The 13,150-nt window shown below is 67.0% G+C and carries 13 protein-coding genes and 1 pseudogene; 1 reads left to right on the top strand and 13 read right to left on the bottom strand.

Annotated elements, in window-relative coordinates; translation table 11 throughout:
• On the top strand, nt 1-193 hold a 193-nt coding region (locus AC1DZ6_RS08980), incomplete at its 5' end, for an amidohydrolase family protein (protein WP_477096844.1).
• A gap of 107 nt (nt 194-300) precedes the next feature.
• Here the strand turns inward: AC1DZ6_RS08980 and AC1DZ6_RS08975 are convergent.
• The 13 genes and pseudogenes from AC1DZ6_RS08975 to AC1DZ6_RS08915 form a co-directional block, all read right to left on the bottom strand.
• Nucleotides 301-3,342 (bottom strand): TonB-dependent receptor, encoded by a 3,042-nt coding sequence (locus tag AC1DZ6_RS08975; RefSeq protein ID WP_477096843.1) that lies wholly within the window; start codon nt 3,340-3,342, stop codon nt 301-303.
• Nucleotides 3,343-3,595: 253 nt separating this feature from the next.
• A complete protein-coding gene (locus tag AC1DZ6_RS08970) occupies nt 3,596-4,066 on the bottom strand; it encodes a chemotaxis protein CheE (protein ID WP_477096842.1) in 471 nt (156 codons plus the stop codon).
• Complete coding sequence (locus AC1DZ6_RS08965) at nt 4,063-4,647, bottom strand: response regulator (RefSeq protein ID WP_477096841.1); 585 nt, start codon at nt 4,645-4,647, stop codon at nt 4,063-4,065. The genes AC1DZ6_RS08970 and AC1DZ6_RS08965 overlap by 4 nt, the downstream gene beginning before the upstream one ends.
• Nucleotides 4,648-4,650: 3 nt before the next feature.
• The gene (locus tag AC1DZ6_RS08960; RefSeq protein WP_477096840.1) at nt 4,651-5,037 is read right to left on the bottom strand and encodes a chemotaxis protein CheU; all 387 of its coding nucleotides are present in this window, start codon (nt 5,035-5,037) and stop codon (nt 4,651-4,653) included.
• 4 nt (nt 5,038-5,041) lie between these two features.
• A complete protein-coding gene (locus tag AC1DZ6_RS08955) occupies nt 5,042-5,608 on the bottom strand; it encodes a chemotaxis protein CheD (protein ID WP_477096845.1) in 567 nt (188 codons plus the stop codon).
• The gene (locus AC1DZ6_RS08950) at nt 5,608-5,997 is read right to left on the bottom strand and encodes a response regulator (protein ID WP_010918325.1); all 390 of its coding nucleotides are present in this window, start codon (nt 5,995-5,997) and stop codon (nt 5,608-5,610) included. The genes AC1DZ6_RS08955 and AC1DZ6_RS08950 overlap by 1 nt, the downstream gene beginning before the upstream one ends.
• 4 nt (nt 5,998-6,001) lie before the next feature.
• Complete coding sequence (locus AC1DZ6_RS08945) at nt 6,002-7,030, bottom strand: protein-glutamate methylesterase/protein-glutamine glutaminase (RefSeq protein WP_477096839.1); 1,029 nt, start codon at nt 7,028-7,030, stop codon at nt 6,002-6,004.
• Nucleotides 7,030-7,911, bottom strand: coding sequence for a CheR family methyltransferase (locus AC1DZ6_RS08940; protein ID WP_477096838.1), 882 nt, complete (start codon nt 7,909-7,911; stop codon nt 7,030-7,032). The genes AC1DZ6_RS08945 and AC1DZ6_RS08940 overlap by 1 nt, the downstream gene beginning before the upstream one ends.
• A complete protein-coding gene (locus AC1DZ6_RS08935; RefSeq protein ID WP_477096837.1) occupies nt 7,912-8,379 on the bottom strand; it encodes a chemotaxis protein CheW in 468 nt (155 codons plus the stop codon). It lies immediately after the preceding gene.
• A 4-nt stretch (nt 8,380-8,383) separates the two neighbouring features.
• On the bottom strand, nt 8,384-10,687 hold the full coding sequence (locus AC1DZ6_RS08930) for a chemotaxis protein CheA (protein ID WP_477096836.1): 2,304 nt from the start codon (nt 10,685-10,687) through the stop codon (nt 8,384-8,386).
• Between the two features lie 48 nt (nt 10,688-10,735).
• A complete protein-coding gene (locus AC1DZ6_RS08925; protein WP_028038734.1) occupies nt 10,736-11,101 on the bottom strand; it encodes a response regulator in 366 nt (121 codons plus the stop codon).
• Nucleotides 11,098-11,385, bottom strand: coding sequence for an STAS domain-containing protein (locus AC1DZ6_RS08920; protein WP_477096835.1), 288 nt, complete (start codon nt 11,383-11,385; stop codon nt 11,098-11,100). The genes AC1DZ6_RS08925 and AC1DZ6_RS08920 overlap by 4 nt, the downstream gene beginning before the upstream one ends.
• Nucleotides 11,385-13,117 (bottom strand): annotated as a pseudogene (locus AC1DZ6_RS08915) (methyl-accepting chemotaxis protein). Before AC1DZ6_RS08915 ends, AC1DZ6_RS08920 begins: the two are co-directional and overlap by 1 nt.
• Nucleotides 13,118-13,150: the final 33 nt, after the last annotated feature.

Here is a 13,150-nt window from a genome sequence, read left to right as displayed (position 1 = left end):
GCGCAACGCCATGGCGATGCTGGGCCTGTCGGTGGAGGACGCCGTGTCGATCGCCTCGTCCGCCCCCGCCGCCTTCCTGGGCCTGGCGGGCGAGCGCGGTGCGATCCGGGCCGGCCAGGCCGCCGACCTGGTGTTGCTCGATCAGGCCTTCGCCGTCCGCGAAACCTGGATCGACGGCGTTCCTAGCCGATAGGCCCGCCTAGCCCCGCCCGACACTTGGGATGAGGCGATCGATCGACACAAAAAGAAGGGCGCTGGTTTTCACCAGCGCCCTTTGGTCGTTTCGGGGAGGAATGCGACCTAGAACTTGTACTTCACGCCCAGATAGAACTGGCGACCAAAGTGCACGTACTCTTCCGAGCTCATGCGTGTGGAGTCGTCGACCTTGCTGTCTTCCTGGTCCGTCAGGTTGATGGCTTCCAGGGTGACCGTGAACTTGCCCAGTTCGTAGCTGACCTGGCTGTCGAGGTTGAAGGTCTTTTCCTTGATCCGGACGTCGTTGTTGTTGGTCGCCGAGGGGGCGACCTGGATCAGGTAGGCGTCGCGGTACGAGCCCGAGATGCGCGCCTTGAACGGCCCGTTCTCGTAGTACAGCGTGGCGTTGAAGGCGTCGGGCGATAGGTTGACCAGCGGCTGGGTGACCAGAACCGCCGGCGCGGTCTGGACCCGCGGCGTGCCGCCGTAGGTCGGCGCCTTGATGATGTAGTCGATGTCGCTCTTGACGTGGGTGTAGTTCACGATCGCGCCGAACTTGTCGAACGGAGCCGGCAGGAAGGTGAACGGACGCTGGGCGCTCAATTCGAAGCCGCGCAGCTTGCCGCCCGGGCTGTTGACCTGCGTCGTCACGGTGAACGGCGTCGCCTGGGTGTTGGTGTTGGTCAGCAGGCTGTTGGGCAGGCCGGTCTCAGACCAGGGCATGACCTCGGCGGTCTGCTGGATGTAGGACTTGATGTCCTTCTGGAAGAAGCCGGCCGACAGCAGGGTCTCCTTGTCCGGATACCATTCGAAGCTGAGGTCCAGGTTGTTCGCCAGCATCGGATCCAGGTCCGGGTTGCCGCGCGTCAGCGTCTGGTTAGGCTGGCTCATGGCGGTGAAGCCAGGCGACAGGTTCGGCAACTGCGGACGCGTCATCACCTTGGCGGCGGCGAAGCGGATGAAGAAGTTCTCCATCGGCTGAGCCGAGATGTTCAGCGCCGGCAGCGTGTTGGTGTATTCGCGCTGCACGGTCTGGGTCGCGTCGGTGGCGACCTGTTCGGACAGATTGCCGATCGGGGTGGGGACGGTGACCGTCGTGTTGCCGGAGTTGTAGTGGCCGGTGGCCGACTGGTCGGTCTTCACATAGCGCACGCCGAGGTTGCCGCGCACCGGGATGTTGAAGATGTCGTAGTCGAAGTCGCCCTGGATGTAGAAGGCGGTGTCCTTCTCGGTGACCGAGCGCAGGGCGCCCAACTGGTTCAGCACCGACAGGCGGAAGTCGCCGTTGGCGTTGATGCAGTTACAGTCGTAGCCGATGACCTTCTTCAGCTTGTCCAGGTCGGGCGCGATCCACGAGGTCGGCACGCCGGCCGGCAGGTCGAGGCCGCGGCCGAAACCGGTGATCAGGCGCGAAACGTCGGCGATCGAGACACCGGCGGGCAGCGGGAAGCCCGCTTCGGCCGTAAAGGTGGTGCCCGTGGTGGCCAGGTTGCGGGAATACAGGCGCTGCTCCAACGAGGAGAAGCCGTATTCCTTGTAGTCGCCGCCGTAGCGCAGCTTGAAGCCGTCCAGGATCTCGTAGTCGACGTCGGCGCGGAAGGTCTTGAAGGTGTTGACCGCCTTGCTCGGGCGCAGACGCAGCAGCGACGGGTCGCCCTGCGCGTTGCTGGCGCTGTAGGTGAAGTTGGCCGGGTTGGTCGGGTCGAAGCCGTAGCTGAGCGTCGGCAGCTTGTCGTTCTGCGAGTAGTCGTAGCTGTAGCCGTCGCTGTTGTAGCGATCGAACGAGAACGTGGTCTGGACCGGGTTGTCCTGGATCGACCGCGATTGGCCGTAGACCACGTTCAGGTGACCGGCTTCACCGAACTTGGTGTCATAGGTCAGGGTGAACTGGTTGAACTCGGTCTTCAGGTCGTCGTGGCGGTACTCGACCCGGGCGTCGACGTCGTCGAACGTACCCTTGATCAGGTGGCCCTTGTCGTCGGCCGTGAAGTTGACCACGTCGGTCTGGGGCAGGCCCTGGCCGCTGCGGCTGAACGAGATGACTTCCAGATAGGTCTCGTCGCGATTGTTGGTGAACTCGGCCAGCAGGGCGTCCAACGTCAGGGTCGAGTTTTCGGTCGGGCGCCATTGCAGCGAACCGGTCACGCCCAAGCGCTTCTGATCGTACTGCAGACGACCGTAGCGCGGGATGCGCGGGTGCCACAGGTTGTTGGCGGTGCCGGCGGGCGCAGCCGTTGGCGCGGTCGTGCTCGGGGTGTTCGAACCGATCTGCGCGCAGGTCAGGGCCGGGCCGCTGACCGGGTTGTAGGCCGGGGCGGCGCAGGGGAACGAGGTCGAGCTGTTGTTGGCGACGCTGGGGTTTTCCCAACGGCCGGTCGACGAGCCTTCTTCCAGCGTCTTGCGCTCGGCGTAGGCCACCGAGATCAGGGCGCCGATTTCACCGATGCCCGTATCCCAGCGGTTGCTGGCCAGGAAGGTGAAGCGCGGGTCTTTCTTCCGCGACAGGTCGTTCCAGCCGATCTTGGCGCCCATGCTCATGGCCGAGCCGCTGAAATCGAACGGACGCGAGGCCTGCAGGTCGATGATCGCGCCCAGCGAGCCTTCCTCGTTCATCGCCGAGGTCGACTTGCGCACGGTGACGCTGTTGAACAGTTCCGAGGCGAAGATCGAAAAGTCGAACTGGCGACCGCGGTTGGCGCCGCCGGAGCCGTCCTTGCCGCCGGTGGTGGCCAGGGCTTCCAGGCCGTTCAGGCGAACGACGGTGAAATCGGGACCAAGGCCGCGGACGGTGATGGTGCGACCTTCGCCGCCGTCGCGGTCGATCGACACGCCCGGCACGCGTTGCAGCGATTCAGCCAGGTTCAGGTCGGGGAAATCGGCGATGTCTTGCGCCTTGATGACGTCGACGAGGTCGTTTTCGCGACGCTTGATGTCAAGGGCGTTGGCCAGGCTGGCCCGGAAGCCGGTGACGACCACTTCTTCGACGGCGGTGTCATCGACCGCGGCGGGCGCCGGCGCTTGCTGCGCCGAAGCGGCTCCCGCCAGGGCCATAGCCATCAGCATGGCGCCGCTCGAAACACCGAGCTTCAGCGTACGAACGCGCTGCTTAGAGACCTGAGACAATGTATCCTCCTCCCGTGACCACATTTCTTAAACGACGCTTTCGCATCGCCGGCCGAGATCGCGTCCGCGCTTCCTTCCCGCGCGGCCGCGTCTGACCGTCATTTTTGACACCGGTGTCACATCGTTGTGCGATGTTGTCCTGACACCGGTAGCAATGTCAGCGGTATCAAATGAAACCGTTATTCACAAGATGGCTGGAGCGTGGCGAAACGTAGCGGAGCGGTGATCGTGTCGTTTCGGCCACATTGAGGCCAAGCTTGGCCTCGGTCCAACCGTCTCAGATGTCTTCGATACGCCGTTGGCTGACCTTGTTGAGCCCGTCGATCACCGCGCGCCGCTGCTCGGGGTTCAGGTCGGCGGTGCGCAAAAGCCGCAGCGCGTTGATATGGACGTCGATGGCGTCCCAACGCCATGCGCCGGCCTCGGCGCAGTTGTCGACCAGGGCGCAGAACGAGATCGCCGCCTGATCGACGCAGGACCCCGGCAGGAAGCCAGACACGTCGATGATCCGCAGGGCCAGGGTGTAGAGGTCCTGGTAGGCGCTGGCCCCACGGGTGGCCGCGGCGGATTTCCCGAACCGGCTTTCGATCTCGACCAGGGCCGCGTCGAGCACCGCCAGCGACTCGGCGCGCAGCGGCTCCAGCGCCGCGTCGGCCGCCGCCAGGGCGTCCTTGGCCATCACGCCGCCGTCGGCCCTGACCAGCATAGACAGTCGGTTGGGCGCGCGGAATTTACGGACGGGGGTCATGGTTTCACTTTCTCGGCGTCAGGCCCGCCCTGGGCCTGCGCGCCCGGCGGGCGAAGCGCCTGTGGGGGATCCTCGCGGCGACGCCCCTTGGCGCCGGCCGGGGGACCATCGTTCTTGAACCGCCGGTCGGGGCCCAGATAGGTTCCGCATTCGATGAATTGGCGGTCTTCCTTGGCCGCCCACAGGATGCGCTCCAGGACGATCTTGGGGGTGATCGGCTTGGCGATCGTGAAGTTCGCGCCGGCGTCGCGGCCTTTGAACACCTGGGACGGCGGCGTGTGCCCCGACACCAGGATCACGGCCAGGTAGCGGTTGGCCTCCAAGGCCCCGCGACGCAGCCATTTGACCAGCTCGTAGCCGTCGACGCCGGCCATGTTGGTGGCGCTGATGACCAGGTCGAAGGTGCGCTCGCGCAGAAGCGACTGGGCCGCCTTGGCGCTGTCAGCGCGCGTCAGGTTGGTGATGCCGAAGCCCAGCAGCACCTGGGACAGCAGGTTCAGCGACGGAACGCTGTCGTCGACGAGCAGCAGCTCGACCTTTTCGAGATTGATCCGGGTCGAGGCGTGAAGCGGTTCGCGCATGGGTTAGAAAAAGTCGAGCTCGCCGGCTTCGGCGCCCCAGCCTGCTGGGTTCTCGGCGTCGCGGAGGCGCACCACCAGATCGGCCAGGCCCAGGCCCGCGAGCAGCGGCTCGACGGCCAGGCTCCATTCGCCCGAGGCGTGCTGGCCGATGCGAGCCAGGACGTCCGACAAGCCGTGCAGGCGTTGGCTCAGCTCGTCCAGGGCCTGCAGCCGCGACAGGTTTTCCAGCGCCGCGCCGCCGCCGGCCAGGTCGCCGGCGATGTGTTCGCAGTCGCGGCAGATCGCCGCCGCGGCCATCAGCTCCGCCGCCAGCCGACGCGAAAGCTCGCCCACGGGCAGCTGCCCGGGGGTTTCGTCGATGTAAGGCAAGGCACGCGGCTGGGCGGTCATAGGGTCAGAACAGCTCCAGTTCGCCGCTGCTGGCGGCGGGGGCGGGGGCGACGGGACGCCGGACTTCGGTCGGCGCGTTGTCGACGGCGACCAGGCGCTGGCGAACCCGGCCGGAAGCCGGCCAGAACTCGACCCGCCGGGCCGAAAGGCCGCCCGTGCTGGACGAGACGATCGGAATGCCTTCGTCGCGCAGGAAGCGTTCGGCGAACTCGGCGTTGCTGGCGCCGACGTCCGAAAGGCCGTCGAACAGCTTGCCGCCGCCGAAGATCTTGGCCTCGAGACGGTCGCGTCGGGCGCCCTTCTTCAGCAGGCCGTTGATCAGCAGCTCCATGGCGTAGGCGCCATAGCGGACCGCGTCGCCATTGTCGTTGTTGGCCCTGCCGCCGGTGTCGGGCAGCAGGAAGTGGTTCATGCCGCCGATGCCGGTGGTCGGATCGCGCAGGCAGGCGGCGATGCACGAACCCAGCACCGTGGTCATGACAACCTGCGGGTCCGCCGACACATGGCTTTCGCCCTGGGTGACGTGGACCTTGATCGCTGGACCGTCGTCTAGGGAAGCGTCTCGCCCCATCATGTCAGCTGGCCAAAGACCTGTTCGATCTTTTCCTTCAGACCCTGAACCGTGAACGGCTTGACGCAGTAGTTGTTGACGCCGAACTGCACGGCGCGCTGCACGAGCTCGCGATCGGCCCGGCCGGTCAGCATGACGAAGGCCGTCTGGCGGATCGGCGGGTGCGAGCGCACGGCGCGCAGCAGCGCCAGCCCGTCCATCTTCGGCATGTTGAAGTCCGAGATGACCAGGTTGGCCGGCTTGGCCAGGAGGTTCTTGAGAGCCTCCTCGCCGTCGGGGGCCTCGCGGATGTCCTTGAAACCGATCTGCTGCAAAGCGTTGCGGATCAACGCCCGCATGGTCAGCTGGTCATCGACGACGAGAACGGAAATGGTGCTTGCTTGGGGCATGGGTTCATCGCCTCGCGGAGGCCAGATCGAGAATGGTTTGGCCCATGGAGGACAGGGCGACCTGCTTCTCCACCGAACCGAGTTCAAAAGCCGTACGAGGCATGCCGTAGACGACGCAACTCTGCTCGTCCTGGCCAAGCGTCCTGGCGCCGGCCTTGCGCATGGCCAGCAGGCCCTGCGCGCCGTCGCGGCCCATGCCGGTCAGGATGGCCCCGACCGCCTTGTCCCCGACGGCCTGGGCCACCGAGTTGAAGAGCACATCGACCGAGGGCCGGTGACCGCTGACGGGGTCGCCCTGGACCAGGCGGCAGCGCAGCCCGGCCGAGCGAACCACTTCCAGATGGGTCGCCCCGCCCGGAGCGACATAGACCTTGCCCGGCTCCAGCAGGGCGCCGWCGACGGCCTCCTGCACCTTGGCGCCGCTGGCCCGATCGAGCCGGGCGGCGAAGCTGGCGGTGAAGGTCGCCGGCATGTGCTGGGTGATCACCGTCGGCGGACAGGTCTCGGGGAACTGGGTCAGGATCGACAGGAGGGCTTCCACCCCGCCGGTCGACGAGCCGATCGCCACGATGTCGCCCGAGGGCACGTAGTTCAGGCGGCGAGGAGTCGCCGGCGCGGCGTCGGCCTTGGTCCGCACCGAAGCGCGGGCGGCGGCTTTCACCTTGTCGGCCACTTCGGCCAGGGCCTCGGCGGTGCCGGTCGCGTTGGTGGGCTTGCCCACGCAGTCGACCGCGCCCAGCTCCAGCGCGCGCAGGGTCATCTCGGCCCCGGCCTGGGTCAGGCTGGAGACCATGACCACCGGCATCGGCCGCAGGCGCATGATCTTCTCGAGGAACTCGATGCCGTTCATGTTCGGCATCTCGATGTCGAGGGTGACGACGTCGGGGTTCAGGGCCTTAATCATGCCCCGGGCCTCGAACGGGTCGCCGGCGGCGCCGACCACTTCGATCTCGGGGTCACGGGTCAGGGCGGCCGTGATCAGGCTCCGCATGGTGGCGGAGTCATCGACGACGAGAACGCGAATTCTGGCCATTAGCGTCCCACCTTGCGATAGGCGGTCAGGCCGGCGCTTTCAAAAGCGGTAATGGAGGCACCTACGCGTTCGGAATGGCCGACATAGAGCTTGCCGCCCGGAGCGACCAGCGGCGCGAAGCGCTGCCAGACCCGCTCTTGGGTGGGCTCGTCGAAATAGATCACCACGTTGCGACAGAAGATCGCGTCGAACGGGCCCTTCATCGGCCAGCTGGGGCCGTTGAGGTTCAGCTCGCGGAACGCCACCATCTGGCGGGCGGCTTCGCAGACCCGGAAGCTGCGGCGGTCGCTGGCGTCGCGCTCGAAATACTGGCCGCGCATGTTGGCGGGAATGCCCTCGAGGAGTTGCTCCTCGTAGACAGCCGCGCGACCGGTGGCCAGCACGTTGGTGTCGATGTCCGTGCCCAGGATCCGGATGTCCAGATCGGCGGCGTTGGGCCACACCGACAGCACCGTGAACGCCATCGAATAGGGTTCCTGGCCCGACGAGCTGGCCGCCGACCACAGGCGCAGGCGCCCGCCGGCCCGGACCTTGTCGGCCATGGGCTCCAGGATGTTGGCGCGCAGGTCGTCGAAGTGGTGCGGCTCGCGGAAGAACCGGGTGACGTTGGTCGTCAGGGCCCGCAGCATGTGCTGCTGCTCGTCGACATTGCCGTCCTGCGCGACGAACGTGCAGTACTCGGCGAAGGTCTTCAGGCCCAGGGTGCGCAGGCGCTTGGCCAGGCGCGAATAGACCAGCGTCGCCTTGCTGTCGGGCAGGCTGATGCCGGCCTGATCGTACAGCAGGGCCGCGATCCGCTTGAAGTCGGCGCTCGTGAAGGCGAACTCGCCATCGACGAGGGCCTCGCGGCGATCCGTGAAGGAGGTCGGGGGTGCGGTCATCTAGGCGGCCAGGGCCTCTCGCTCGGGGAGCAGGCGATCCAGCGAGATCTCGCTGATCATCCGTCCTTCGATGGAAATGATGCCGCGCACGAAGTGGCGGACGTTTTCGCAGGCGATGTCCGGGGTCGGCTGGCACATGTCGTCGGTGATCGACAGGATGTCGGACACCGCGTCGACCAGCAGGCCGACCGTGCGGTCGCCGGCCTGGACCACGATGAACACGCTGCGCACGTTCGGCTCGGTGGTCTGCATGCCGATGCGGGCGGCCAGGTCCATGATCGGCAGGACCGCGCCGCGCAGGTTGATCACGCCGCGCATGTAGGCGGGCGATTGCGGCAGGGTGGTCGCCGGGCTCCAGCCGCGGATCTCGCGGACGGCCATGATGTCCACGCAGTATTCCTGGTCACCCACGCGGAACGAGATCAGTTCGCGGGTCTCGGCGCTGGGGGTGGTGTGGTGCTCGGTCATCGGGCTATTCCGCGGCGATGAGGGTGGGGTCGGACGGGAGCGGCGGACCGCGGCGGCGCAGATTGATCACCGCGTCGACGTCCAGGATCAGAGCCACCCGGCCGTCGCCCAGGATGGTCGCGGCGGCGACGCCCTCGACCTGCTGGTAGTTCTGCTCCAGCGACTTGATGACCACCTGCCGTTGCCCGTGGATGGCGTCGGCCACCAGGGCGGCGCGCGAGCCGTCCTCGCCTTCGACCAGCAGCACCACGCCCTCGGTCGCCGACGGCGACTTGCTGCGATAGTTCAGGGTCAGGCCCACGTCGATCAGCGGCACGAAGCTGTCGCGCACGGCCAGGACCGAACCGGTGGGGCCCAGGGGCCGGATTTCCTCGGCCTTGGGCCGCAGGCTTTCGACGATGCAGGCCAGCGGAATGACCAGGGTCTCGCCGGCCACGTCGACCACCATGCCGTCCAGAACGGCCAGGGTCAGCGGCAGGCTGAGCGTGAAGGTCGAGCCCAGGCCGGGACGCGAGGAGATCGAGATGCGGCCGCCCAGGGCCTGCACCGAACGCTTGACCACGTCCATGCCGACGCCGCGACCCGAGACGTCCGAGATCTTGTCGGCGGTCGAGAAGCCCGGGAGGAAGATCAGGTTGTCGATCTCTTCGTCGGTCAGGGTCAGGTCCGGCGAGATCAGGCCCTTGTTGACGGCGATCGACAACACCCGCTCGCGGTTGATGCCCCGGCCGTCGTCCTGGACCTCGATGACGATCCGGCCGCTGCGATGCAGGGCGGCCAGGCGCACGACGCCTTCGGGATTCTTGCCGGCCGCCTTGCGATCCTCGGGGCTTTCCAGCCCGTGGTCGATGGCGTTGCGCAGCATGTGGGTGATCGGATCGGCCAGACGCTCGATGACCGTCTTGTCGACCTCGGTGTTCTCGCCGTCCATCACCAGGCGGGCTTGCTTGCCCGTCATGTTGGCGACTTCGCGGACCAGACGCGGCATGCGCTGGAACACCGACTTCACCGGCTGGGCGCGGATGGCCATCACGCTGTCCTGGATCTGGCGGGTGAGCTGTTCCAGCTCATCCAGACCCATGGCCAGGTTGGAGGACGGGGCGATGCCGTATTCGCCGACGCGTTGCGCCAGCATGGCCTGGTTGATGACCAGTTCGCCGACCAGATCGATCAGGTGGTCGATGCGCTCGGGATCGACGCGGATCACCGACTGGCCAGGACCGGGCACGTCGATCTGGGCCGGCTTGGCGGCGGCCGGCGCGTTGGCGGCGACCGGCGGCGTGGCGGGAGCCGGGGCGGAGACGGGAGCGGGCGCCGGAGCGACGGCCTCGACCACCGGAGCGACGGCGACCGGCGCTTCGAAGGGGGTTTCGATCACGGCCGCTTCGAAAGCCGGCGCGGCTTCGAAGACGGGTTCGGGCTCGGGGGCCGCGACGTCCAGCAGGCCGGCCAGAACGTCGGCCACGGGGGCTTCGCCGCGGGTGATTTCCAGGTCGCAGTCGCCGTCGACGAATTCGAAGACTTCGCGGATGGCCTCTTCGCCTTCCTCGGTCTCGACCCGGACGCTCCAGGTGATGTAGGCGGCTTCGGCGTCGAGGAATTCCAGGGTCGGCAGGGCGCTGTCGTCCAGGGTCGCCTGGATCGGACCCAGGCGGCTCAGTTCGCGCAGCAGCAGGGCGGTTTCGTTGGCCTTGCGGTAGAGGTCCGACTTCGGACGGATCGACACCGTCCAGACATTGCCGTCGAGTACGGCCGCGTCCTCGGCCTGGGCGTCCAGGCTGATGGTCATGGGCTGGAAGTCGAAGCCCAGGTCGTCGTCGTCCATGCCGTCTTCGGCGCCGATGACGATCGGAGCTGCGTCAACGTATTGAGGAGCCTCGTCCGCCGGTGCGCCGGAGACCACGGCCGGAACCGGGGCGGCGTTGGGATCGGTGACGGCCTTCAGCTCGGCGGCCATGGCGGCCGAGGCGTCCATGTCCACCACGCCCAGCCCGCGGGCCGAGCTGACATGGTCGGCCAGCACGTCGGAGGCGCGCAGCAGAAGAGCGGTCAGGTCCGGCGTGCCGGGGATCTCGTTCGAGCGCAGGGCGTCGAGCAGGGTCTCGAACACGTGGGCGAAACGCACCAGCGGCTCCAGGCCGAAGGCGCCTGCCCCACCCTTGATCGAGTGCACGGCCCGGAAGACAGCGTTGACGGTGTCGCTGTCGTCGTTGCCGTCCTGAATAGCCAGGAGACCGCCTTCCAGATCGGCGAGCAGTTCCTCGCATTCCTGAAAGAAGGTGACCTTGATGGCCTCTAGCTCGTCCATTCCCCGACTTCCTACAAAGGTATTTCAGTACCTAAAGCACTTGATTCATCAAGCCGCGACGCGGCGGATCGCCTCAACAAGCTTCTCGGGATTGAACGGCTTGACGATCCAGCCCGTCGCGCCGGCTTCGCGAGCCCGCTGCTTCTTGCTGGGGTCGCTTTCGGTGGTCAGCACCAGGATCGGGATGGCGCGATAGTCGTCGTCGACCCGCACCGCCTCGATGAAGCCGAAGCCGTCCAGCTTGGGCATGTTGATGTCGGTGATGATCACGTCCGGACGATGGGCGGACAGCACTTCCAGCCCGTGTTCGCCGTCGACGGCTTCGACGACATTGAACCCGGCGCCGGCGAGGGCCATGCGCAGCATGTCCCGCATCGTACGCGAGTCATCGACCGTGAGGACAGTACGCGTCACGATGCAGCTCCTTGAAATTCAGTCTGCAGCAGAGCCCCTTCGGCCCCGAACAGACGGATGGTTTCCACGAACGCCTCGGAAGGCGCGGTGATCAGAAAAGGTTTGCCGTCCTCGGCCCAAGCCTTGCGGGCGGCGAGCAGGACCTGCAGACACAGACCACCGAGACGGCGGACCTGGTCGGCATGGACCTCGATGTCCTGGCCTCGGCGTTCGACGAACGCCTGCTTGAGCGGTCCCGACGCCTTGAGATCAAGGGTTTCGGGCAGGGCGATCGCTGTCGACATCAGAACTCCTCCCAGCCGTGGGGCGGGCGGCGGGGGGGCCCCCCCTCGCCGCTCCGCCGCGTCCAGGACGGGCGAAGGCGTTGAGGCGGGCGCGTTGTTCAGCCACCGGATTGGCGGCGGGGGCGTGGTGGTGGGCGTCGGCGACTTGCGGACGCTCGTAGGAGGCGGTCTGCTGACGGCCGTCGCCGACCCGGAAGCGACCGATCAGGCGCACCAGTTCGCCGGTCTCGCCCTTCAGCGAGTGGGTGGCGGCGGTCGATTGCTCGACCATGGCGGCGTTCTGTTGCGTGACCTGGTCCATCTGGTTGACGGCGGTGTTCACTTCGTTGAGGCCGGTCGCCTGTTCGGCGGCCGAGGCGGCGATCTCGGTGACGAGGGCGTCGATCTCGCCGACCTTGACCACGATCCGCTGCAGGGCCTCGCCGGTCTGGCCGACCAGGCTGACGCCTTGGCTGACCTGCTGGGTCGAGGACGAGATCAGCGTCTTGATCTCCTTGGCCGCTTCGGCGGAACGCTGGGCCAGGGCCCGGACTTCCTGGGCCACGACCGCGAAGCCGCGGCCGGCGTCACCGGCGCGAGCCGCTTCGACGCCGGCGTTCAGGGCCAGCAGGTTGGTCTGGAAGGCGATCTCGTCGATCACGCCGATGATCTGGTTGATCTGCTTGGACGAGTCCTCGATGGCGCCCATGGCCGAGACGGCCTCGTGCACGACCTGGCCCGAATGAGTGGCTTCACCGCGGGTGCTGGAAACGACTTCCGAGGCCTGCTTGGCGCCGCTGGCGGTGCGGCGCACCGTGGCGGTCAGCTCGTCCAGGGCGGCGGCGGTCTCTTCCAGCGAGGCGGCTTGCTGCTCGGTGCGGCGCGACAGGTCGTCCGAGGCATGGGCGATTTCGTCGGCGCCGGTGCGCAGGCCGTCCGTCGAGGCCGCGATGACCTTGATGGTTTCCTGCAGCTGGGTGATGGCGGCGTTGAAGTCGTCCTTCAGCTTGCGGTAGTCGCCCGGGAAGTCGGCCTGGACGCGGAACGTCAGGTCGCCCTTGGCCAGGTGCTCCAGCGCCTCGGCCAGCGACGACACCACCAGGGCGTTCTCGCGGGCGGCGGCGGCCGAGGCCTCCTCCTTGGCGAGGCGTTCCTCGGCGGTCAGGGCGGCGTTCTTCTCCTGCTCGGCGCGCATTTGCTCGAGGTGGATCTGGTTGTCGCGGAAGACCTTCAGCGAGCGGACGATGGCGCCCAGCTCGTCGCCGCGGGTCATCTTCTCCAGGTCGATCGTATTGTCGCCCTTGGACAGCTTCTCGGTGGCGCCGGCGATGTCGCCGATCGACTTGCGGGTGGTCATGACGGTCATGAAGGCCAGACCGGCGACCGCCAGCAGGGTGATCACCGACATGATGATCGTGGCGCTCATCGCGGCGGCGGCTTCGGCCTGACGCTTGGCGGCCTGCTTGGTGGCGCGGCCGGCGGCGTCATCAACGACCTTCTGCAGCTGCGAGGCCATCTTGACGTAGGTGTCTTCGAAGCTGCCGGCGAAGCTGTTGGCCATGCCGATGTCGACGTCGATCATGCCGCTGACCGTGTCGATGGCGCTGCGGCACTCGTCGAGCTGCTTGACCAAGGAGTCGATCTTGGGACGCTCCGAGGCGGGCAACTTGCCGGAAAGAGCCTTGGTTTCCTTCCCCAGGGCGTCGAACTCGGTCAGCAGCGCGGTGATGCGCGGGCCGGCCGGCGGGGCCATCGGATCGGCCTTCGAGGCCAGGATCTGATAGAG

The organism is Caulobacter sp. P1_B12_2 (assembly GCF_056406675.1).
This window is presented reverse-complemented; position numbering and strand designations above follow the sequence as displayed.